Source organism: Agrobacterium tumefaciens, assembly GCF_005221385.1.
In the GTDB taxonomy this organism is placed as follows: Bacteria; Pseudomonadota; Alphaproteobacteria; order Rhizobiales; family Rhizobiaceae; genus Agrobacterium; species Agrobacterium tomkonis.
In genome coordinates this window covers 2,038,448-2,061,734 of sequence record NZ_CP039904.1, presented here as the reverse complement: position 1 = coordinate 2,061,734, position 23,287 = coordinate 2,038,448, and the positions used below count along the sequence as shown (strand labels likewise).

17 protein-coding genes are annotated in these 23,287 nt (G+C 59.2%); 2 read left to right on the top strand and 15 right to left on the bottom strand.

Going from position 1 to position 23,287, the window contains the following annotated elements; genetic code table 11:
- Nucleotides 1–54: 54 nt before the first annotated feature.
- From CFBP6623_RS24625 to CFBP6623_RS24595, 7 genes are all read right to left on the bottom strand, one after another.
- Nucleotides 55–4,431 (bottom strand): RHS repeat-associated core domain-containing protein, encoded by a 4,377-nt coding sequence (locus CFBP6623_RS24625; RefSeq protein ID WP_080843132.1) that lies wholly within the window; start codon nt 4,429–4,431, stop codon nt 55–57.
- Complete coding sequence (locus CFBP6623_RS24620) at nt 4,421–4,930, bottom strand: hypothetical protein (protein WP_080843131.1); 510 nt, start codon at nt 4,928–4,930, stop codon at nt 4,421–4,423. The genes CFBP6623_RS24625 and CFBP6623_RS24620 overlap by 11 nt, the downstream gene beginning before the upstream one ends.
- Nucleotides 4,927–5,514, bottom strand: coding sequence for a PAAR-like domain-containing protein (locus tag CFBP6623_RS24615; RefSeq protein WP_080843130.1), 588 nt, complete (start codon nt 5,512–5,514; stop codon nt 4,927–4,929). Before CFBP6623_RS24615 ends, CFBP6623_RS24620 begins: the two co-directional genes overlap by 4 nt.
- On the bottom strand, nt 5,514–6,722 hold the full coding sequence (locus CFBP6623_RS24610; RefSeq protein ID WP_080843129.1) for a DUF2169 family type VI secretion system accessory protein: 1,209 nt from the start codon (nt 6,720–6,722) through the stop codon (nt 5,514–5,516). The genes CFBP6623_RS24615 and CFBP6623_RS24610 overlap by 1 nt, the downstream gene beginning before the upstream one ends.
- Before the next feature lie 16 nt (nt 6,723–6,738).
- Nucleotides 6,739–9,003 (bottom strand): type VI secretion system tip protein TssI/VgrG, encoded by a 2,265-nt coding sequence (tssI, locus tag CFBP6623_RS24605; RefSeq protein ID WP_080843128.1) that lies wholly within the window; start codon nt 9,001–9,003, stop codon nt 6,739–6,741.
- Between the two features lie 501 nt (nt 9,004–9,504).
- Nucleotides 9,505–10,170: a hypothetical protein gene (locus CFBP6623_RS26965; RefSeq protein WP_167379197.1), complete on the bottom strand. Its 666-nt coding sequence runs from the start codon at nt 10,168–10,170 to the stop codon at nt 9,505–9,507.
- A gap of 315 nt (nt 10,171–10,485) precedes the next feature.
- Nucleotides 10,486–11,832, bottom strand: coding sequence for an enoyl ACP reductase FabMG family protein (locus tag CFBP6623_RS24595; protein ID WP_080843127.1), 1,347 nt, complete (start codon nt 11,830–11,832; stop codon nt 10,486–10,488).
- 106 nt (nt 11,833–11,938) lie between these two features.
- Between CFBP6623_RS24595 and CFBP6623_RS24590 the strand changes: the two genes are divergently transcribed.
- Nucleotides 11,939–12,283, top strand: a complete 345-nt coding sequence (locus tag CFBP6623_RS24590; protein WP_332311147.1) for a glutathione S-transferase N-terminal domain-containing protein — start codon at nt 11,939–11,941, stop codon at nt 12,281–12,283.
- Between the two features lie 174 nt (nt 12,284–12,457).
- Here the strand turns inward: CFBP6623_RS24590 and catB are convergent, their stop codons facing one another.
- Entirely contained in the window at nt 12,458–13,087 is a 630-nt protein-coding gene (gene catB / locus CFBP6623_RS24585; protein WP_046801302.1) for a type B chloramphenicol O-acetyltransferase, read from the bottom strand.
- Between the two features lie 389 nt (nt 13,088–13,476).
- On the opposite strand from catB, the gene CFBP6623_RS24580 reads away from it, so the two are divergent.
- A complete protein-coding gene (locus CFBP6623_RS24580) occupies nt 13,477–13,872 on the top strand; it encodes a hypothetical protein (RefSeq protein WP_052760256.1) in 396 nt (131 codons plus the stop codon).
- A 411-nt stretch (nt 13,873–14,283) separates the two neighbouring features.
- On the opposite strand, the gene CFBP6623_RS24575 is transcribed toward CFBP6623_RS24580, so the two are convergent.
- From CFBP6623_RS24575 to CFBP6623_RS24545, 7 genes are read right to left on the bottom strand one after another with little or no spacing between them, the layout of a single operon-like run.
- Nucleotides 14,284–15,246, bottom strand: coding sequence for an FAD:protein FMN transferase (locus CFBP6623_RS24575; protein ID WP_052760258.1), 963 nt, complete (start codon nt 15,244–15,246; stop codon nt 14,284–14,286).
- Between the two features lie 2 nt (nt 15,247–15,248).
- Nucleotides 15,249–15,788, bottom strand: a complete 540-nt coding sequence (locus tag CFBP6623_RS24570; protein WP_080843126.1) for a nitrous oxide reductase accessory protein NosL — start codon at nt 15,786–15,788, stop codon at nt 15,249–15,251.
- A complete protein-coding gene (locus CFBP6623_RS24565) occupies nt 15,785–16,612 on the bottom strand; it encodes an ABC transporter permease (RefSeq protein ID WP_046801300.1) in 828 nt (275 codons plus the stop codon). Before CFBP6623_RS24565 ends, CFBP6623_RS24570 begins: the two co-directional genes overlap by 4 nt.
- The gene (locus CFBP6623_RS24560) at nt 16,609–17,529 is read right to left on the bottom strand and encodes an ABC transporter ATP-binding protein (protein WP_062653108.1); all 921 of its coding nucleotides are present in this window, start codon (nt 17,527–17,529) and stop codon (nt 16,609–16,611) included. Before CFBP6623_RS24560 ends, CFBP6623_RS24565 begins: the two co-directional genes overlap by 4 nt.
- On the bottom strand, nt 17,526–18,905 hold the full coding sequence (locus CFBP6623_RS24555; protein ID WP_167666303.1) for a nitrous oxide reductase family maturation protein NosD: 1,380 nt from the start codon (nt 18,903–18,905) through the stop codon (nt 17,526–17,528). Before CFBP6623_RS24555 ends, CFBP6623_RS24560 begins: the two co-directional genes overlap by 4 nt.
- Nucleotides 18,902–20,815, bottom strand: coding sequence for a TAT-dependent nitrous-oxide reductase (nosZ, locus tag CFBP6623_RS24550; protein ID WP_046801298.1), 1,914 nt, complete (start codon nt 20,813–20,815; stop codon nt 18,902–18,904). Before nosZ ends, CFBP6623_RS24555 begins: the two co-directional genes overlap by 4 nt.
- 23 nt (nt 20,816–20,838) lie before the next feature.
- Nucleotides 20,839–23,112, bottom strand: coding sequence for a NosR/NirI family protein (locus CFBP6623_RS24545; RefSeq protein WP_137002588.1), 2,274 nt, complete (start codon nt 23,110–23,112; stop codon nt 20,839–20,841).
- Nucleotides 23,113–23,287 lie beyond the last annotated feature (175 nt).

Below are 23,287 nucleotides of genomic sequence, written 5' to 3'. Positions count from 1 at the left end.
AGTTTCTCCATTCATGCATCGCTAAAACCAAACACCAAACTGCGGTTTCGATCATCAGCATCGACCAAAGGCGGTTCTTATTCGTGTCGCAGTCAAAGTTGCAGCCGCTCGTTGCGCAGGTGTAGCACGGTTAAACACCGATTGCCCGTCGAGTTTCACATTGGCCCAGTTGCTATCAGCAACCGCGTTAAATCCCGATTGGGACAAAAGTCGGTTCTCGACCAACGCGCCATAGTCTCTCGGGGTCATACCAGCCACCGCCGCATCTGCATCGGTATTGGTATAAAGACGGCGCGGGCATCGGTTACGACCTTGCTCTCTCGTGCTCGACCCGGTTCGATAGCGCATCGACTCCGCCATGCGCGTCGGCTCACCCTTGCCCACATAACACCGTTTGCCAGGTTTCATTTGAAAAACGTATACGCCATAAAGGCCGAGTGGATCCGCCCACCACGTCGGTATCTCGACATAACCATGGGTGCGCAGCCCCCCAAGAAGACCTGTAGGATCGGCGCTCAGATATTGGCCTGTTGACGGATCATATGTCCTGAAGCGGTTGTAACAGAGGCCAGTCTCAGCATCTTCCCATTGCCCCAGGAACCGGATGGGGCAGAGATCAGCATCGATCACCGCCGTGTGCGCGCTTATCCCGGCTTGGTCATCGCCTCCCGGCTCAGTATCAGCAACGTTGACAAGCAGGGCCTGAACCGATCCGAAACCTCGGGATACAGCGCCACCAGAAACCGCTCCGCGATTGTCATTGGCCGCGGTCCAAAGACCCCGAATTCCGCCCCACAACCTGTAGGACGAGGACCAGACGACTTCGCCTGATGGCCTCACCAGCTCTCTCGGCGCACCAAGATGGTCGGTTACGACGTGGAGAATACGTTGCTCGCCGGAAGCGTTAATGTCGACCCGGAGCATTGGCACAAAGCTGTCAGGCTCAAAATGCCACCAAACGAAAGACTGCCTGTCTTCCGAAGCATCCGCTATCCGATGCTCCACCGCCAGCACGTCGCCGTCCCAAAGGAATCGGTGAACTGAAAGAGTGGCGCCGCCATTCCTGCCCTGTCGCCTTGCTGCCCGAACCTGCTGCTTTTCGATTCGGCGCCCGAACGGATCGTAGGAGTACCGCCAAGCCGACCCATCCGGGCATTCCACCCCAATCAGCTGATCAAAACCGTCCCAAAGGTAATGGAAGCTCTGCCGGCGGAACCCGTTGCGATCCACATGCCGGTCGGAGACGCGACCGGCAGCATCATACTCGTAACGAATCTGCTCGCCGTGGGGCCCAAAGGCCTCCAGCACCTCGCCGCCAGTGGCGTGTGACCATTGTCGAAGAGGGCGACCGAGCGGGTGGTCGGGAAGGGCCGTTTCCGACGCAGCAATATCCTGGGTCGGCGCGTAATCGAAACGCTCCACCTCGCGGTTGTCGCCGCCGATCCCGGCAATGGCATCGGCCGGAACGGTCGCAAGAACAGGCGCTCCAGGATTCGGGCCCCCGTGCCACGCAACGGTGACCTGTCCGTTGCCATCCATTTCATAACAACTGGTGCCCCAAAGTGGATCGGCCACCATGGTCGGTGCCGCTGAGCGGTCCCATTCGAACTGCCGTGACCAGATTTCCGGCAGCGGAGTCGATCGCTGCCTGCCGGCCTGCACTCGGCTGGACGCCGTCTGGCGGACGAGCTGGCCCAGGGGGTCATGGACAAATTCGATAACGAAGCCTTCCGGCGTCGTGCGGCGGACGGGCTGCCCCAATCTATCCCGTATGACATTCAGAACAGGACGTTCGCCGAGAGATACGCCGGTCAGGGCACCGAGCGGGTCGTAATCATAGGTGACCACCTGATCGCCTATACGACGCTTCACCCGATTGCCACAACAATCATACTCGCTTTCGATGCGGATTCCGTTTGTCGTTTCCGAAATCGGCTGGCCGGCTGCATCATACTCCAGTGAGATCGTGACGTGGGCGTTGCTGGCGAGATTCAATCTCCCGACATCGTCATAAGCAAATGTCTCGCGCTGCAGCGCTTTGGTTTCACCCGGCAAAAAGGCGGAGCGGCTGACAATGCTTCCCGACGCGTCCCGTTCATAGGCGAGGACTCTGCCATCCGGCTGCTTCGCCTCGACCACCCTGTCCGCTCTATCGAGCGCGTAATCGGTCGTTCTCCCGCTAAAATCGGTTTCCTGAACAATACGTCCGCCAACGTCACGAACGAAGGTCCATTCCCGTCCCGCTTCGTTGACCACCTTCATCAGATTGAGTTCGTCATCGTAATGGAAACCGATGCGCCCGCCCAAGGGGGTGACCGACAGGACAAGATTGCCAAGTCCGTCATATTCGTAACGGCTTCTGCGCCCTTCCCCATCCACGGTTTCCAGTAGGCGTCCGTTCTCTGAGGTATAGCTGCTGAACACAGCACCATCCGGTCGGATAATACGCGTCGGGCGAAAGAAATTATGCCCCGACTGGTCCTCGTATTCGTAAGTGGTCGAAGCGCCGTTTGCTTCAGTCATCCGGACGACGCGCCCAAAGGCGTCTCGTTCGAAGCGCGTGCGCGCATTGCGGAAGTCCAGCGTTTCGGTGAGCCAGTTGTGGCCGTCATAAGCGTTCTGCGCAATCAGTCCGTCATGCCGAAGGACGCCGGTTGGCAGTCCGGCCGCATTGTTGCGGATTTCTGAAATATGCCCGACCGGGCTTTTGACAAGGCTAAGTGCGCCAAAATCGTCGTAATGGAAGTCCCATGCTTTTCCAGCATTGTCTATGACGAGCTCCATATCGCCTTCGGACGTCCAACCGTAATAGGTCGAACGACCGACCGGGTCCCGAATGCTTTTCACATTTCCGGCCGCGTCGTAGGCGTAACGGGTCTCATTGCCTTCTCCGTCGATCTCGGCTGCAATCCGCCCTTCATCGTCTGTTACAAAGCGTTTCTCATGACCGAGCGCGTTCACTTCGCGGATGATCGCGCCATTTTCGTCATAATGAAACTGGATGGCGCGGTGCCTGTCCGAGCCGGGCATGTAGGTCGTGATCCGGTTTACTTCATCATACTGGAAAGTCGCGGATACACCCAGGTTGCTGACCGTTCGCGTGCGTCTACCCTTCTCGTCATGCTCGAACTTCGCATGATAATGGCCGTTGCGAATGACTTCAGAAAGCATGCCCCAGTCATCGTAAGCAAATTCATGACGTTCGCCATAGGGGCATTCCGCCAGCACCATCCGCTGCTTCTCATCATAGCGATAGCGCATGACCGTCTTGCGGCTGCCATCAACACCTCCAAGTTCAGCCAGCATGCGCAAGCTGCCTTCGTAAGAAAACAGTATTTTCAGGCCTTCAGGGGTCGTGATCGACAGAAGGTTTTCGGCGGTATCCCGCGCGAACTGGAGTGCATTTCCGCGCCGGTCCTTGATTTGCGCGATACGCCAGATACCGTCCCTGCCTTTGGCGAAATGGGTTTCCAGTGCATCCTCTTTAAGGATCAGTGCGCGGCCATGGCCCTGCATCAGACTGGTATTGCGGACCGTGTCGCCCTCTTCCCATCCATCGGGAATAGGCGTCGGCGCCTTGAAATTGACAGCGAAACCATCTTCGTCGAGCAGGGTGAAACCCTTGGCCTCGTTCCTGCTTATAGTCGCATCGATATCGCTCAGTCGGCCGCGGCCGAGTGGGCCACTTGCCTCGACATCGCCGTACCATGTGCTGGTGATCGCAAGCTTGAGCAAACCGGGAATGGAGAAATCGGGATCGTAATGGACTGGAATTCCCGTCGGCATAAAAGCCGGATTGCCGGCGAGCCGGCACTCTTTGCGTTCACGTCGTTTGCGCCTGCGCCCCCTCACGCGTTCCTGTGCGCGAGTACGATTGCCTCCCAATCGGCCACGCGGCCTTCGCCAACGGCCGAAGAGTTTTCTCCCTCGCCTGCCCAGCCACCCGCCGGGACCGCCAAGCAAGTCCTGCGGGCCTACCTCTATTATATCCCACCCGGACGCCCGGGCGAGGAAGTCATCAGACTGGCCCCGCGCCATATGAAGGCGCTGCGGTCCCGTCATGTTATCAAGAGACCCTTGCATGCTGCCATTGGTCTCTATGAAATCCTCAAACGATTCCGCGTAGGAGTGATTTTCCAGCGCATTGAGTTCCGTCGCCGCGATATAGGCGTCGGCCTGCAGGTTGGTCCCGTATTCGATCTGTTCCGCGTTTGGACGGTTGCTACCCACCTCACGGTTCAGGGCACTCAGTTCCTCATCGATCTCGCGCAGTTCCTGCTTGCGGTCATCGATCATCTGCTGGCGAAGCGCCTCGGCATCCTGTTGAGGTGCGCCCGATCCTACGACCACACGCCCATCGGCATTGGCGGGCGTCTGGGCGACATGCGGCTGTCCGCCATTGCGCTGATGGACCTCTTCATCACCCGCCATGTGAGGCCTCCTGCACCGCCAGGTAGGCCGCGCCCCAAGAGATACCCGCCAGATTTGAATAGGCGGAAAACTCCCAGCCCACCGTCTCCCGCAGGCGCGAGACAATCACGAAACTATCGCGCGCCGCCTCTGGTAGCTGCCGCCATTCGGGCGAGCCAAGCGCGGCGCCCTCGTGGATGTCGAGATGGTATTCCTCGGTCATAAAGGCGTGGAAGACCATGTCATCGAAGCGTAGCGTTAACGCATCGGGCGAGACTTCGGCGGCCCTCAGTCGCTTACCTGTGAAATGGCTTCCGATCACTCCACTTGAGAGGGCAGCCTCGTCCTGCAGCACGATCGCGCCGCTCTCATCGATCAACGCCCACTGACATCCGTTGCAGATCAGTTTCACCTCACCGTCGGCGGATGCGAAAAGCAGATGAAATATGCTGCCAATAATGTATTTTGAGGCAGAGATCGGAAGCCCGACTAGAGATTGAATGTCGTCCTGGAAACTCATTTGCCGAACTCGTCGATGATAATCTTTTTGATTTCTTGAAATCCATAGTTCTGCTTGGTAATAATCTCATGAAGTTGTTCCAGCTGGTCGTCAGTCAATCCGTACTGCTTCCCCAGCGCCCTCACTTGCCGGTTCTGAGCTCGGTTGTTGCCCGGCGTTCCGCCGCTGCCAGCCAGGAGGATTGGCACCTTTTCTTCGCCGATGGTACGATGGGGTTCGATGCCTCCCGGTCCCGGCCTGTTGATCCAGGCCGGATCGGAATCGCGTACAACTGCCCAGCCTTCGGAAAAGACCGTTTTTGAACCCTTCTTGGCCAGCGCATGAGACTTGTAGCCGCTGATCTTAACGCCCTTTCCGACGCCCGGCTCATGACCCGTCACGACCAGCGCCCGGGAATTCAGCTGAAAATCCTGGTTACCGTTATTACGGACCGTCCGTGACGTGCGCACGGAAGACCCCAGTGCCACCATGGACATGTAGGGAACCGGTACCATCGAGGAACCCATCGGCGTCTTGCAGACATCCGGACCGGTGCAATGCATGATGTTCGCGCCGTCGCGACGTGCAGAAATCGGAATTGCCATCAGGCGGCCTCCTCTTCATCCCGGTCGGGATCAAGAAGCACAGGATCGCAGGCAACCTCATCGGGGTTCACCCGAACCGGATTGATCCGCCGCATATCTTGAGGGCCACAGCGCAAAAGAGCGAGATCTTCAGTCGCCGTCATATCGTAGGGTGTGCGCCAGATACAATAAATCCGCGGGTCGTTCTGGTCCTGCTCACTGATCTCAAGATAAACAGTATCAAGAACCATCTTGAGCGCCACAACGCTTTCGTCATTGCGCCGAGAGATCGCGACCAGCTGTTCGTCGGGCAGGCGAATAGTGAAATCAGGACGGTCAGGAAAAAGGTTCTGCAATTCTATGCGAACCGCACCTTCCAGATAACGGGCACCCTGACTGCTGACAGGCGCCGAATTGTGGAAACGGTAATCGTAATCTGCCGCCCAGTTGGGCCAGATGTGCTCGATCCAGTGCTCGTCATAGGTTCCACCCAAAGGACGGCGCGGCAGCCATGCAGGCGGAACCGGGCCTAGACCTTCAACAGCGTACTGCCCATGGGCGTCCGACAACACTGTGTCTCTACTTAAAATTTGTGGCGCATGGACCGGCTTTGTGTGGTCGGTGAACTCCGGGTCAATCAAGCCGCACCCAATCGGATTGTGCTGAAAGGCCTCCAGCACAGGATTGCCGTCATCGTCAAAACCCTTGTCGATAGTACCTCCGAAGGCGTGCTCGTACCGGATCGGCAGGCTCCTGATTGGACCCGGGGAAGACAATGCCCAGCCTCGGAAAAGCGGTTTAAACTTCCGCCAGTCCCGCTTCTGCCCGTCGCTCAACTCCCTCAGCCACGTCGGGGTCCACTTCCTCGGCCCTGTGACCCGCAATTCATGATGGACAAAAATGCCCAGATCGTCGGATACCTTGATGGAAACAGGCCATTCTGTTGCTGGCTTTCCGCCCGGAGCGTAGGCCGTCGCATCAACGATGACCTCACTATGCGGTTTATAGGGTACGAAATCGGACGGGTAGCGCACCGAAGAGAGATTGAGATCGCCATGGTACGTGTCAGTGAAAACAAACGGCTCCTGCTCGCTCGAAAACCGGCATTCGCCATCCATGCCAATATCCAGGGCAGTCTTTGCCATGAACACACCGAATTCCTTGCCCGCAGCATTGCGGTTTGAGAATCGGAGGTTCGCAAAAGGCGTGAAGTTGGTGATCTTGACCATTTTTCCAGGAGCCTAATCAGTTGAGGTCTATGACTTTGCCGATCTGCTGGAACGAACCTTCAGCCTCGAAATGAAACGTCACGCCCTTGATGATGATAGTGCCGTCCTTCTTCATCGTCATAGATGACTTACCGACTTCGATGACATACTCCTCTCCGACAGTAAGTTTCTTTGCCTTGCCGACATTCTCCATGGATGTCTGGCCGACATTCGTGACCTTGCTGACCCCAACCTGCTCGGTTTTTGCGATGCCAACGGATGTGGACTGAAACGAACCGATTATCGTGTTCATGATGCCCGGCAGCGGAAAGAGACCGGAGGCATCAGACCCGACACCCGTGCCCGATCCTGCAAGCGCCGTGCCCGCATCCGCCCGCGGACTTGGGCCGGAGACCACACCATCCCGCGACGACATGCCGCCAGCACCGAGAAAGCCAAGCGCCGATGAGGCAAGTGTCGTAGCAAAGGCAGCGACACCCGGGCCACCTCCACCGGCGATCTGTGCTGCCTGACTGAGCAACCCCGCCGTCTGTCCGGAGAGCGCCTGCACGCCCGCCATGGCCATCATCGCCATCGGCCCCGTGCCGCCAACGACGGTGTTCACCGAGCCGCCGATCTCGTGTTTCTGGTTGCCGGAAACCTCCACCGCGCGGTTGCCGCCGACCGAGGCAACCTCGTGCCGGTCAATACGCTTGGTCCGGTCATTCAGAACCCGCGTCGTCTGGTCCTTCTGGGCGTGGAAGAACTGGTTCTCCTTGCCGGCCTCGTCCTCGAAGGTGATTTCGTTGAAGCCATCACCCTTGTGGCTGTTGGAACGCAGTACCATGCGCGTCTTGTTGGCGGGCAGGTCGTAAGGAACGGAATTGGCAGGATTGTTGACCACGCCGATGACCAGCGGCTTGTCCGGATCGCCATCGACAAAGGCGACCATCACTTCCATGCCGATGCGCGGGATGACCTGCGCGCCCCACGTCCCGCCGCCCCATGCCTGGCTGACGCGCACCCAGCACGTATCGGTTCCATCCTTCTTCGCCTTGCGGTCCCACGGGAACCACAGCTTGATGCGGCCATATTGATCCGGATGGATTTCCTCGCCTTCAGGACCGGCGACGATCGCCACCTGCGTACCCTCGATGCGCGGCCGCTTCGTCGCACGGTGCGGCGTCAGCGGCACGCGTGCCGGGATCGCCTCGAAGTGATTGCGATATTCCGGCTCGTTGCTGTTTGTCTCATAGGAGAGATCCACAATACTGTGGCTTGCCCTGATGATCACATGTTCTTCATAGGCATGTTCCGGATGCGCAACCTCGTAAGGCGTAAAGCGGCGGCCGGCTTCCAGGATGCGCGTGGTCGAAGACCCGAATACCCGGTCATGATCGGCCTCGATGGATTGGGTTCTGAGTTTCTGCGCCCGCTCGGCCTCTTCAACCGTCTTGATGCGGGCCGGATATTCATAAAGCTCGCGTTTCGTCGCATCCGGCATCTGCACCAGTGAGGGCGTCATGGTGCCAGGCACCATGCCCGGTGTCTCGAAATTCCAGTCCGCACCCGCGCGCTGGCCCGACACATAGGAAAAACGCCGCGCCCAGTCGCTAATGTGGTTGCGATCCGACGACCCCTGCGCCAGACGCACCGTCCCCTCACCCTGGGCGGCCGGCGACGGCCCAAGCCAGCCGCTGGCGCTATCGGCCACATGCAGCTTGTGGGAACCGTCCTCATGGGCAAACCAGTAGAACAGCCCGTCCTCTTCGAAACGCCGGGTGAGATAGTCCAGATCGGTCTCGTTAAACTGCACACTGTAATGCTGCGCCGGCGGCGGCGAGATGATGCCCGATGTATCGGGGGCGGGAATGCCGTGTTCGGAAAACAGCGTCTCGACGATCTCGACCGCCGTCTTGTCCATCCAGATGCGGCAATCCGAGCGGCGTGACAGAAGCCACATCTGCGGCCGCAGCGTCAGCGCATAGGAGCGCATGCCGCGGGTGATCGGCGGACCTTCGTGCAATTCCGTCACCAGACCATTGAACGGCCGGCGAACACCGCCACCGTCGCCATCGCCCTGGCTGATCTCGACCGACACATCGACAAGCCGGCCAATCAGCTCCTCGGGCTTGACCGCTTCCTTCTTGGCCCGCAGGGTCAGGTGGATTTCGAAGAGCCGTGATACGCCCTCGTCAACCGCAAGTCGTTCCGGAAGAAGCTGGTCTTCGCCCAGCGGGGACTTGACCTTGAGAACGCGGCTCGCCTGGAGAAAGTCCGAAGATGCAGGCTGGTCGGTCATTGAACCCCCGGGGTGTTCAGATCGATGGAAAATCAATCAGCTGTCAAATTCTCGACAGAATGCAATCAAACATTGTGGCGACACCAAGGACTCATCATAAATTATGCAACCAGAAAATGCCAAAATACCATCTATGACATCTGATAGCGCGAGCAGAGCGTGACGACCGGAACGACGCCGAGACCAATGAAGCATGATGCCGATCACTATGGCCTTAGACGGGAAGACGCCGCCGGGACTCACCACGGTGCGGGCTGGTGCGTGAGTTTAACGAGGCGCGGCCACCGGATTGTCAGGCTGTTCAGGGACAGTATCTACGGTTCGAGTGACGCCGTCTATCGTCAGGCGCGTGCCTGTCGCGACGCCATCCTGCTTGCCATTCCGCCCGCCGCTGACGAAGGGCAAGCCGTGCTTCCGCGCAAGAACAGTCGAAGCGGCACGTCCGAAGTGACTGGGGGTTCGGGTCAAAAACTATACGAAGGACAGAGTGTCCCCCGTCGTTCATACTGGGCGCAACAGGCTTCCTGTCGTTCGCAAACGCTCCTCCAGCAATTCCACAAGCTCCTCGCGAATGCGCCCTTGTCCCAGGCCGAGCTTCATGGCCAACTCGCGCCAACCATAAGTCGGCTGTATCTGGGCTGCGCCATAGGCATCAGCAAACCACGCGAGAGCGACTGCGTACCCGTAACCGTATTCCATCTCGACGGAACCACCGACAGATACCCAAATATCGGCACCGATAAAAATCGGTGTCCTGAAATCGCCACCTATTACCATTGACGAGTCTTCCCTTGACGCGAAAACCCACTCCCTGACGACAGCGTCTCCGGTGACGAAGATAATGCTGGCCCAGTCATTATCGATGCTGCCGCAGTTCAGATCGCCGAAAACGACGAGGGTAACATGTCCATCGCCGCCTTCGATGCGTGTTGAAACCTTGCCGCTGACACGCAGGTTTCCGTCGATCACAGTGATCCATGAAGACGGGACGAAATCCCCGTCAATCTCCAGATCACCGCGATGAATATATGCATCTGCGGTTTCCGTCTGCGGGCCGCCAGGAACCAGCTGAAACCTCGATAGAGCCTTAGCCACGGCCGGGTCGGGGAGCTCTTTCGACCTTCGGGTTACAAATTCCTGCCACTCTGCTGATGTTACATTGTTCAACGACCCGATGCTCCTCATTTCGCCGAATACACCTGAACGGCAGCATACCTCCGGATTTGACATGAAGCGGACACCAGGAGGCTGATGTTGCCGATGGCACTCCCGCCTTGCCGAGCGCACCCGACAAAAAGTCATTCTCCAAGGTCTGTTCGCCAATCCTGGCGTCAGGCGTTTTTAGATCGACAGCAGATTCGGCCGATTCAGCCTTGCCGTCATCGCCGCTCTAAAAATTCAACGCTCCATGGCCAAAACACCGAGTTTCCAAGCGATGCCTGGAAGCCTCCACATCACCTCAAGGTGTGAGGCTTCCATTCCCTACGCGACAAGCGGCGCGACAGACTTCGAATGCACGTGGGAAGCGTTCAGTCGGCGAGCCACGATATCGTGGTTGAGCCACAGGACAGGACCGGAGGGTTCGGACGATTCGCCGAAAATCAGCTGCCCGGTTGCCTTCACAACGAGGCCGCTCAGGAGGTCGCTGATCATCACCTTTCTGTCGCGATGCATCTGGGTGATCTCATTGGACGTGCCGATGGTCAAATCAGCCTGTGCCTGGCTGTTTGCCATGGGCCAGGCCGAAAAATCATAAAACGGACGCATGACCTCGCTGGCCTGCATGGCGGCGATCTTGCCGAAAACGTCTTCCATGGTTAAGCCATCGGCCAGCAACTGCTCGCAGGCCTGCCACTGTTCGTCTGCCCATTGGCCACCGTTTTCTTTCTTCAACGCAAGCAGCAGCGGTATCAGGGGCAGCTCGATACCAGTGAACACATCGGACGAATTGGTGCGGATTTCGGGACAATTATAGACAGTTGTCTTGATGCCTGTCGCCCAGGCCTCCTCTGCAATGCCTTCGAGCCGCATCTTGGCATAACCCTGCGTGTAATTGGTGTAGGTCTGCCAACGATAGCTTCCGTCAATGAGGACGGCTGATCCGTGGTAACCGTAGGCCGTGTATCGCACTTGTCCGCCCGAAGCCTCCACACGTTCGCGGATCGCCGCGCTGAAATCAATGAGATGGCGGAAGGTATTTGCAGAGACGTCGTCAAAATTCTGCAGGATGAGTTTTCCCAGATCACTGTCGAGCAGGGTCTGCGACGACATGTGGCGGGTTCCGGTTCCCTTGTAGATTCGATTGGCGACGACCAGGAACACCTTCGCCTTCGGGATGCCTCCGGCCATTGTGTGGGCGAAGAAAACATTGCGGCCAGAGGCGATCATGCCATCGAGAACGGCCATGACTTTTGAAAGCGCTTCCTTAAAACGCGCAGTGGCGATGTCGCGGCATTGTCCGACATAGTCCCAGTCGAGCTTGTCGTGTTCCCAGCTCTCAAGCGTCATATTTGCCAGGAGATCTGTGGGCGTTGGGCCGCCTTCGGGCGCATCCAGATCGAAACCCGCCATGAGAGGGATGTTGATGATCCTGCCGCCCAGCTGGGCCTCCGCCGAAGCCAGTTCCTCGGCGTTGAGCGGCCGCAGCACATTGTTCTCGTCGCGCCGCCCGACCGTGATCCCGACAATCTCCATTCCAGCCCGTCTGGCTTCATCGAGCAGGCCGGTGGCATATCCGCGGCCGAACAGTTCGCCGAAAAGGACGAAAACATCGCCTTTATGGAAGACCGTGTTTTCGGAAAGATGATTCAGTGCAAACGGATTTTCCATGCTGTCAGCTCTTTGATTCGTGTGTCGTAGAACAATGGCTCATACGAACTTCACAAACACATGACCGCACAGGCACGGGATGGAAACTCATTTTCGGTGACCGTTTATTTCAAAACGTGAAGTTGGTCGCTGTTGTGCCTGCGCAAACGAGCTGGGTCTCGACGTCGAATTCATCAAGGTCGATCAGAATGATCGCACAACGGATCAAGGGAAGAACTTCTACAACATCAACCCGCATGGCTATATTCCGGCGCTGGAGCTTGAAGACGGCAACCTGCAGCGGGAAGGTCCCGTCACCGTTCAATATCTTGCAGACCGGAGGCCCGAGGCGGGCCTTGCGCCGGCAAATGGAACCTTTGCGCGCTACAGACTGCAGGAGATGCTGAGCTTACTTTCGACGGAAATCCACAAGGGCTTCATCCCGCTCCCTTTATGCGCGTCAGGCTGGTGACTATATCGAGACGGCAAGGCCGAAGCTGGCGAGGCGGCTCGAAAATCCATTCTTCAGGAGGGCCTGGAATTGCAGTGACAGGGTGGGCGTCTGGCCTTCACATATCCGGAAACAGCTCCTGGATCAGGAGCGATCGCCGGCCCGCCTCAAGGAGACGAGCCGGCAGCTTTATATCTACAGAATGTCAGACTGCCAGAACCGATACAGCTCCGCGACATTGCTGCTGGTCATGAGCGGCATTGCGGCCTTGAGCCTTTCTGCCGGCCACTCCCACCATTTCATCTCCAGCAGGCGGGCAATGTCATCGTCATCAAACCGCTTGCGAATGGTTCTGGCGGGGTTGCCGCCGACGATGGCGTAGGGTTCGACGTTCTTCGTCACCAGCGCCCGGGTTCCGATGACGGCGCCATCGCCGATCTTGATGCCGGGCATGATGATCGCTTCCGAGCCTATCCAGACATCGTTGCCGATGACGGTGTCGCCCGCCGGCAGATAGCCATTCTCGGCTTTCTCGAATTCCGGCACCTCCGGCATGAAGAAGAACGGGAAAGTGCTGATCCACTCGTTCCGATGGCCCTGATTGCCCGCCATGATGAAGGCAGCGCCTGAGCCGATTGAGCAGAAGCTTCCGATCACCAGCCTGTCCGCACCCTCATCCGGCAGCAGATAACGGGCGCAATCTTCAAAGCTGTGGCCGTGATAATATCCGGAATAATAGCTGTATTTACCGACGACGAGGTTCGGGTTCTTTACCTGCCTGTCGAGCGTGATGCCCCGGAAGGGGCTTTCGAAATAATTTTCCATTGAGGTAGCCTCACTGCATGTGTTCGCATTCGCCTGCCTTCTGGCAAGCCGACGCCAAGCGTGAAGCCGGTCGGCTTCTCGCTCGATGCTCCTCGCGCTGCGGCGGGAGCTAAATGCAGGTGATACTCGAGGTTTTTATCATCCTGTCTGATTAGCGCAAAAAGCCTCGAAGGCCAAGCCACGCTGACCGGCAGTATGTGGGAAATCGCTTAGCGCTCGTCACCAAACTTGGAGCTGTTTGACCTATCGCACAGACGAAGCACGCGCGATGCCACAGAGTAATCCGTAACGTCATGTCATCCCGCTGTGACAATTGTCCGTCTCGGGTGAATCGACAAGTTCGGAATGTGAAGCGAATTTCAGAGAGTGTTCGGGCGGGAATTCCGGCAATGATCGCAAAGGTGACGACATGGCAGAAGGGGATGCGCATTCTGTGCGCGCTTGCCTTGTTCGCCATTGGTTTCGCCCATCGCGTGCCGGTGGCAGAAGCCGGTTTTGCCGGAACTGAAATCTCCGCCTATATGCTGCCTGATGGCAGCCTGCCGGATCTTTGCCACACTTTCGATCACGACGATGGCCAGTCCCACCCCGACCGGCACGCCGTTGTTCCAGTCTGCGAGGTTTGCCGGATCGTGGCCGGCATCCTGCTGCCGCAACCGGCCGATATGACCGGCATGCCGCTCCTCATCGAGACCGGTGAAGGTTTCGTGGCGGATACGGCCGCGTTCAGGCCATCCGTTCTTCTGATGAGCGCCGCGCCGCGCGCGCCACCTCTTTCCGCCTGACCGCATGAAAGGCGTGTCCCTGCGACAGCCCTGAGGTCCTGCGGGCCGGCAGACGGGTTTCTCTCCTTCCCTCCCCGATGCCGCCCCAAAGGCCGGCGATGGCAGCCGTTTTTCCGGAACGGCGCCGGATTTCCGGCCCTTCCGCCACATTGATCGGCGGGGGCGTCGGGATCGGACGGGCTGGCAGGCGACACGCACTTTCCGGCTGGCACTTGCTGGCGTGCTCGCCAACTTGCTTTCTGGCCTCGCCTTTCCGGCCTTGTATCTTCGAGATTGGCCAATATTACCGTAAAAGACCTGCGGGACAGGGAAGTGACGATCCCCGGCACTGGTTCTGATGGCGATGCACGACCTCAATCTCGCGGCGCGACACGCGCGACATACGCAAAACCGCTTCTGAAACCTGCGCGTTCAGGCGCGCAGATACACCTCGACATTGCGAAGCGATGCGCGCAGCGTTTCCACCTCGCGCTCATCCATCAGGCTGAAGGCGGTCGATAGCGCATCGGCTGTGGCCGCATCCTCGGCAACCACCGAGACCCGCGCATAACGGCGCGCGCTCAGGCCGGTGCGCGGATCGAGGATATGACTGAATTTGCCGGCGCGGTCGAACTGGAACCCGGCGCCCGCCGAGGTCGCCACGGCACGGTCGGTGATATCGAGAACCATGTCAGGAAGGGTGGCATCTTCCGATTGCGCAAGACCGACGCGCCACGGCGCGCCTTGCGCATTATTGCCGATGGCTCGATTTTCGCCCATATCCACCAGGCTGCTGGTCACACCCGCATCCCGCAGCAGGGCAACGATGCGGTCGGTAATATAGCCCTGGGCAATACCGTTCAGCGTCAACGCCATGCCGCGCTGCCCCAGTGCAACACGGTTCGCGTCGAAACTTACCTTGTCGAAGCCCACCAGCGCCAATGCCTTTCTCATATCCCGTGCGGATGGGCCGGCGGGATCGGCGTCATCGCGCAAAAAATGCCGGGCATGCAGCAGCCAGAGCGGCTGTATCGTCGGATCGAAACGTCCGTCCCCAAGCCCATGGAAGCTGCGGCACAATTCCAGCAGCTCCACCATTTCGGAGGGCGGCGCGGCAAGGACGCCGGTGCGATTAAGCTCGCTCAGTGCCGATTCCGGCCGAAACAGGCTGAAAATACTTTCGAGGCGCGCCACCTCGACTACCACCCTGCGCAGGAGGCGCTCCGCCTCTGCAGGGTTTTGATGATTGAGCACAAGCGTTGCCGGCGCGCCGAGTGCCTGTCCCCGCCAGACAATGGGGGAGACTGAGGCAAAACCCCTGTCAGGTAAAAGCGGCAGGCCCGCAAAGGCAGCCATGAGCGTGATGAAGCGGCGACGGCCCGGTTTGTTATCCATGATCATGCCCCCCCCTCCGCAGCCGGATCGTCCGCCGCCTCGCCACCGGCGCCAAGAATGTAATTCTCGGGCAGATCGTTGAATTTCACGACTTCGCCGCCGTTCTTGCCGACGAATTGCCTTGCTGCCGCCTCCTCGGAAAAGGGCACGGCTTCCTCCGCGCCCATGCCGCCGCGCAGGGAGCTGCCGATCACGAAGAAGGCCTTGCGCGCGTCGATCCAGTTCTCCGCGCCGGGCTTTTCCCAGCTTGCAGCCTTGCCCATATCGGACACGTAAATAGCCGCGATCTCCTTCGGTTCGTCCGGCAGCATGGTGAAGGCCACAGTGTCCCGTGCTGAGGAGAACCATATGGCCTCCGGTATCTGGCGCAGGATGATCTGCCCCTTCGGCCCGGCATGTTCCAGCACGTTCATGCCGCAATATCGCCCCATGGCCTCGGCGGTGAGCGAAAAGGGCGGCGGCGTTTCCGCCTGCTGCTCATTTTCGCAGGCGGCAAGCAGCAACGAAGCCACAAGAACAAGGGCAAAACGGACCGTTTTCATACGTCCCTCCTTGAGAAAAACAGCGAGGCGAGGCCGAGCGGAACAACCGTCCAGGCGCAAAGGGCGGCGAGCAGGACGCCACCGGTGAGGATGGAGTTTTTGGCAAGCCCGCCCATGCCGGAAAGGGCCGCCGCCCCACCGCTGCCGAGATTGAGGAGCCGATAGGCATCCGTCGGATTGGCGAGTAGCAGGAAATCCAGCAATCCGCCGGGCAACGAACGGCCCTGTGCCGCCACCAGTCCGCCAAGCAGGGCCATGTCGTAGATCAGCACGAAGAACAGCCAGATGCCGATCGTCACGCCGCCGGCCGTGCTGCGCTCCGAAGATAGCGAACTGATGAGATAACCGATGGCGACGAAGACCGCGCCCAGCAGCACGGACGATGCCGTCATGGAAATAAACGACAGCCAGCCCTCAAGACCGGTGGCGCCGCCCATCAGCGCCAGCGCAAGCGCCGCCGTGCCATATCCGCAGGTGGTGGCGAAGCAGAGGATGGCGATGTGGCCGAGAAACTTGCCCAGAACGATCTGGCTGCGCCCCACCGGATAGGCGAGCAGCAGCAGCATGGTGCCACGCTCCACCTCACCCACGATGGCATCGTGGGAAATCAGCAGCGCAATCAGCGGCACAAGGAAGATCGTCAGGCTGGAGAGACTGACGATGACCACATCCATGCGGCTGGCGCTGACATTGCCGGTCGGCGCGCTGCCGAGAAACGTCAGCGTCAGGGCGAGCATTGCCAGCAGCAATGTCGTGGCCAGCACCCAGCGATTGCGCATGCCTTCGCGAATTTCCTTCCCCGCAATGATCAGGATGTTGCTCACGACGCGGCCTCCTGGCTGTTCAGGAAATGGGCATAGAGATCATCGAGCGTCGGCTCGATAAGGCTCAGGGCTTCGATACCGGCGGCAGCAGCCGTGAGGCGGTGCAGCAGTGGCAGCCTTGCGGCATGCGCCACCTCCGTCTCGTAAGCGCCATCTCCGGTCGGTGTCCATTGCACCGCGGGATCGGCGGGTGCCGCGGCTCCGCCCCCGCCAGTCGGGCGGATACGGATACGCGACGGCAGGCTGGCAATCCGTCTCAGATCATCCAGCGTGCCATCGGCAATGCGCACGCCACGATTGACGATGATGACGCGTCCGGCCCGGTCTTCCAGTTCCCCCAGCGCATGCGACGACAGGAGGATCGTCGCGCCGCCTGCCCGCAATTCATCGACGAGGTTGTAGAAATTGCGCCGCAGGGCCGGGTCGAGGCCACTGGTCGGTTCATCGAGCAGCAGAACCCTTGGTGCACCGAGCAACGCCTGGGCAAGGCCAAGCCTCTGCCGCATGCCCTTGGAATAGGTGCGGATGGGCCGGTCGGCGGCCACGGCGGCAAGGCCGACACGCTCGAACAGGCTGTCGGCAGATTGCATGGGCACCCGCTTGAGGCGGGCGTAGAAGGCAAGTGTTTCCCGCCCCGTCAGCGCCAGATGGAAAGACACGCTTTCCGGCAGGTAACCAAGCGCCTGACGCACGGCGAAATCGCCATTCGCCGGGTTCTCGCCCAGCACCTCCACATGCCCCGACGTCGGGCGAATAAGCCCGAGCAGCAATTTGATCAGCGTGGTTTTTCCGGCGCCATTGTGACCGACCAGAGCTACGGTCTCCCCTTCATGAAGGATAAAGCTCAGCTCGCGCAGGGCATTGACCTTGCCGCCATAGGTCTTGGTCACATCGTGAACGCTTACGGTCGGGTTCATGAGCGTGGCTCCCTGGGGGGCTGCGGCGGCGACATCAAGGGATGACTGTCGGTGACCCCACCCGGCAAAAGGGCAGGAAACCGCGCCTGCGCCCAGCGCACCACCTGCACGGCGGGGCTGCTGGTCAGCACCCGCGCCTGCGGCGCGGTCCACAGCACGCGGTCAATCAGATCATTCGGGCGATAGGGATTGTCGGCGATGCCGTCACCATCCAGATCGAAAGCGGGATTATCGCTCCAGTAATTGCCGCGTCCCTTTTCCGACCAGTCGACATAACGCGTGCCGACATATTTGACCTGGTTGCGATTGGCGATGAAGGCATTGCCGCTCATCATGTTGCCTTCCGAACCGGCGGTGAAATGAATGCCAATATCGCACCCCTCGAAACGGTTGTCGCGCAGGCGGTTGCGGTTGGCATTGTAGATGAAGACGCATTTTTCCGGCCCGGGCCGCATTCCCGAGGTATCCGCGGCAGCCTCGTCATCGGCGGCCGGCACACCATGTTCCTGCGAGCGGATGCCGCGTTCGCTCCAGCGCGATGCGGGCTGCATATGGCCGCGCACCGTATTGCCGGTGACGGTGGAACTGTTGGCGTAATTCAAAAGCAGGCCGTGGTCCCGGTCGCCATCGGAGACGTTTCCGGTGATCTTCAGGCGGCTGGAAAACATGATGGCGTATCCCACCGAATTGCCGGTGGAGACATTATCGCTGATCTCGCTGTCATTGGTGTACATGTAGTGGATGGCAAATCGTAGATTGCTGAACCGGTTACCACTGAACACGTTGCGTTTGCTGGCATTGGTGGCGATGCCGTCGCGTCCGAAGCTGATGTCGTTGCCGGTGACGCGTGCGCCGGGCGCGTTCCACAGGGTCACGCCGTTGCCGGTTTCGCTTAAACGGCCTTCACCAGTACCGATAATGATATTGTTGCGCGCGATGGAATCGTCGGCGCCATGCAGATAGACGCCATACAGATTTTCTTCGAAGCGGCTGTTTTCGACAATGGCCCGTTTGGCGGTGCGGGCAACGAACACGCCCGAATTCATGTCTTCCAGCGAACCGCCTGAACCGGATACGATAATGCCGCTGAAGATCACGTCTTCGGCGGTGATGGTGACGACACTGCCCTGACCGGTGCCACGAATGGCCGCACCCGGCTCGCCGCGCAGAGTAATGGACGTGCCAATGGTCACCGGCCCGGAAAAATCGCCGCTTTCCAGCACCAGTTCGTCGCCCGTCTGTGCACGGTCGATGGCTTGTTGAAGTATTGGGGTCGCGGCAGCGGAAAGGCGGATGGTTTCAGCACCCGCCAGGCCGGGAATGGCGGCGATCATCGCCACCATCCCCCATCTCGCCGCATCTTGGAGATGCCTCATGCCTTCTTCGGCTCCACCAGCATGCGGCCCTTCATTTCCATGTGCATGGCATGGCAGAACCATGAGCAATAATACCACCACACACCGGGCTTATCGGCCTTGAAGGTGACGGATGCCGTGGCTTGCGGCGCCACTTCCATGTTGATGCCGTAATTGATGATCGAGAAGCCGTGGGTCAGGTCTTCCACCTCGTCGATGTTGGTGACGTAAACCGTCACTTCATCACCCTGCTTGACGGTGAAGCTTTCCAGACCGAAGGCAGGTGCCGCCGAGGTCATGTAGACGCGAACCTTGTCGCCGTCGCGAATGACTTCGGAATCGATCAGCAGATCGATGTTGTCGGCCTTAGCCTGGGCCACCGCATCGGCAAAGAAGCTGTCGTCGCGGCTCCAGATGCTGACCGGGTTGATCTTGGAATTATGGACGATGGTGGCGTCATGCGGCTCGGCAAAGGTGGGATTGTCGTGAACCAGCACCATCTCGTCGCCGGAAATATCGATCAGCTGATCGTTTTCCGGTTTCAGCGGGCCGACGTTCAAATACCGGTCCTTCGAGAACTTGTTGAGCGAGATCAGCCATTTGCCGTCTGCATCCTTGGTCTGACCCATGGATGTGTGGTTGTGGCCGGGCTGATACTGCACATCGAGCTTCTGACGGACCGGATTGACCTTCTCGCCCTTGTAGGCGCGTTTGGCATCCTCAAGGTTCCATTTGCAGATCTGGCTGTCGATGAACAGCGTCGTGTAGCAATTGCCGCGACCGTCATAGGCCGTGTGAAGCGGGCCAAGACCGAGTTCGGGTTCGGCAACGACGGTATCACGCGGCTTGATCTTGTCGGCGAAAAGGTCGTCGAACAGCCGGACGTCGAAGACGGTGACCGTCGGCGACAGCTTGCCATTGGCAACGACGTGGATACCATCCGGCGCAGTGTTCATGCCGTGCGGGCCGTTGGACACCGGGATGTAGCGGGTGAATGGCGAGCCATGGCGACCATCCACAACCGGCACGCCACCCATTTCCTTGAATTCGCCCTTGGCGACGGCTTCCTCGATGCGCTTCAGGTTGAAGACGACGATCCAGTCCTGATCCTTCGCCATCATTTCCTCGAGGTTCACGCCCTCTTCGGAATTGTAGCAGGTGGCGAAGGCATATTTGCCCTGATAGTCGGCATCGACATTGTCGAGATTGCCGTCGACCATGACCTGCCAGGCAACCTTCATCGTATCGCCGTCAATGGCCGAGAAAATCGCGTGATACTGTTTGTGATCATCGAGAACCGAACCGTCATTGGGGATCGGCACCCGGTCCTCGCCATTGGCGAAGACATAACCGGTGCGCGGATATTTCTGCACGCGCAGGCCGTGAACCGTGTGCTGGTTGGGCAGCTGGATGATCTTGTCACATTTCATCACGTCAAGGCGGATGCGGCAGACGCGGGTATTGGCCTTGTCATTGGCGAAGAGATAACGGCCATCATAGGTGCCTTCCGTAAAGGATGGATGCGGATGGTGCAGGTCACCGTTGAGGTAGATGTCGCCCTTGTCCTTCAGATATTCCTTCGTTTCAGGCAGCAGCCCCTCCGTCAGGATCTTGCGGCTTTCATTGGTCTGACCCCAGCCGGTGGCGCTATCGCGGTTAAAGACGGGAATACGCATCAGTTCACGCATCGACGGCAGGCCGAGAATGCGCAGTTCACCGCTATGGCCGCCTGAGAAAAAGACGTAATATTCGTCCAGTTCGCCGGGCTTAACCTCGAAGGCCTGTCCGCCTGCGGCGAGCGCCGGCGCAGCCGTGATGCTGGAAACCGCCAGCGCGCCGCCGACCGTCGCCGCGCCCGCCACCGCGGCAACCGCCGTGGAGCCGAGAAGCTGGCGCCTGCTGAGGCCAGTTTCGATATTTCGATCCGACATGTCTTCTCTCCTTTGATGGTGGCTCAGGCCTGTTCGCCAGCCACTCCTTCATCTGTGCCGATCGGTTTGCCCTTGTGGGTAACCACGGTTTTCGGACGCTCTTTTCCCTTTTCCGGAGGGGTGGAGAGCGCCACGAATTTTTCCCGCTTCAACCGCACCTGAATCATGTGCGGACAGCGGTGGTCGTCCTGGTAAAGTTCCTGGCAATGCATGCAGTAGATGCACTCGTTGACGTTGATCTGCCCTTCGGGATGGATCGACTGCACGGGACATTCCTTGGCGCAGCGCTGGCAGGGCGAGCCGCATTCCGGCCAGCGTTTCAGCCATTCGAACATGCGCAGGCGACCGGGAATGGCGAGTGCTGCGCCGAGTGGGCAGAGATACCGGCAGTAGAAACGTTCGATGAAAAGACCGGCGGCGAGCAGCGTCAGCGCAAAGATCACGAAGGGCCATTCGCGGGCGAATTTCAGGATGATCGCCGTCTTGAACGGTTCGATCTCGGCAAAGGTCTCCGCCAGCGCCAGCGAATAAAGCGACAGGCCGAAGAGGCCGAGGAAGATGATGTATTTGACCGGCCAGAGGCGCTCATGCAGCCCCCAGGGCAGCTTGACCTGCGGCACCTTCAGCCATTTCGCGACGCCGTTGGTCAGTTCCTGCAGCGCACCAAAAGGGCAGAGCCAGCCGCAGAAAGGCCCGCGCCCCCAGAACAGCAGACCCGCTGCAACCGCTGCCCAGAGAATGAAGATCAACGGCGCGGACAGGAAGAAATCCCAGTGGAAACCGGAGATAAGCGCATTGATGAAAGTCAGGACATTGACCACCGAAAGCTGCGCATTGGCATACCAGCCGAGCCAGACCAGCGCGAAGACCAGATAGCCGCGCCTGATCCAGCCGAACAGCCTGGGCCGTTTGACCAGCCAGTCCTGAAAGAAGAAGATGGCGGTGAGAACCAGCAGCCCGGCAAAGGTTATGGCGACCGAGACGCGGTTCATTTCCCATATGCTGACCCAGAGCGGCACGTTTTCCAGATCGAACGGCACATCTGCCGGCATCGTTGCTGCGGTTGCCGGTGGGGCGACGGGTGGGGCTGCGGGCGTCTCGATGCTGACGTAGCCGTCTGGCAGCGTGTAGCCGAGATCGTATGGCATCGTCGCCTTGTCCCGCACTCCCGTGGTGCGCTGCACCAGCAACTGTAACTCCCACGGTTCCGTCACGTCGAAAGCGAAACTGTCAGGGATCACGTAAAGGGCGATTTCACGCAAATGCGGCGCGCCCTCGGCGGCGATCTGCGTCAGCCGCGTGTGATCCCGATCGCGGAAGCGAATGCCCTGCCCGTCCTGAAGCAGCTCGATACGGTCGAAAATACCGCCTCGTACATAACCAGACCCCTTGAACGAATAGGCACCGTCACCCGCCACGAGAATGGCGGACTGACCCGGCTTCAGGCGTTTTATCAGCCTTCCGTAACCTTCTTCACCCAGCAGGCTGTGGCCAATGGCGGGAACACTGACTGGAGCGACGTAGAGATCGATGAACGGGTCCTGCGGATTGGACGCTTCCGGTGTCCGGGCCGCATCCGGCTGACCGGCCTTTGCAAAGGCATCAGAGACTTCACCGACACTGAGGCGCAGGGCGCGAATGGAACCATCGCCGAGCAGCGTCTGCCAGTCGGAAACCTCCTGTTTCGAAACATCGAGTTTTTTGACCGGCTGCGGCGACACAGCCGCAACTGCAGCATGTGTGCCATCTCCCAGCCTGCCGCTGCGAATGAGTTTGACCGCCGAGCGGACGACGCTGTCGCCCATCACAAGAACGGTCACCGTCGCGCCGCTGACGATATCGACCTGCGGCGGGCGTTCCGCACCGGTAGCGACCTTGGCCAGATCGCGGTCGATCACCGAATTCAGCGCAGCCACAACCCGGGTTTCCGGTATGCCGATCAGCACGATCGGCTCCTTGTGATCGACAAGCTTCAGACCACGCACGACGCCGGCCCTGTCAATGCCGACAACGATGTGAATTGGCTTTCCTGAATAGCCGGTCGAATTAGTGAAATCCGAGTTGAGGTAAGCGTAACCGGCGATATCGCTGCCCTTGTAGACGGGCACGATGGCAGGCTCCCCCACCGGCTCGCCAAAGCGGTCGGCCGCGGCAAACAACTCTGCCGGCTGAACCTTGGCGAGATAATCGACAAGACTGCCGGCAGCGAAGGCGTGGCCTGCAAGGGTGAAAAGCGCGATCAGAAAAGAAAGAAAAACAGCCAGACCTTGTTTCCCGATATGAGTATTTTTCGGCATTGGGCATTCCATCGGGGTGCGACAAGACGTTCACTCCCACGCTCGGCCATGTCGCATCGGTCGGGCCTCAGTGGGTTGAATGCAAAATAGTCGCGCCGCCGGATGCCTCATTGATCCAGAACAAATACCGCGTTGTTTGATGTGGCAGTGTGGGACAAGGATTTTGAAGAGAAAC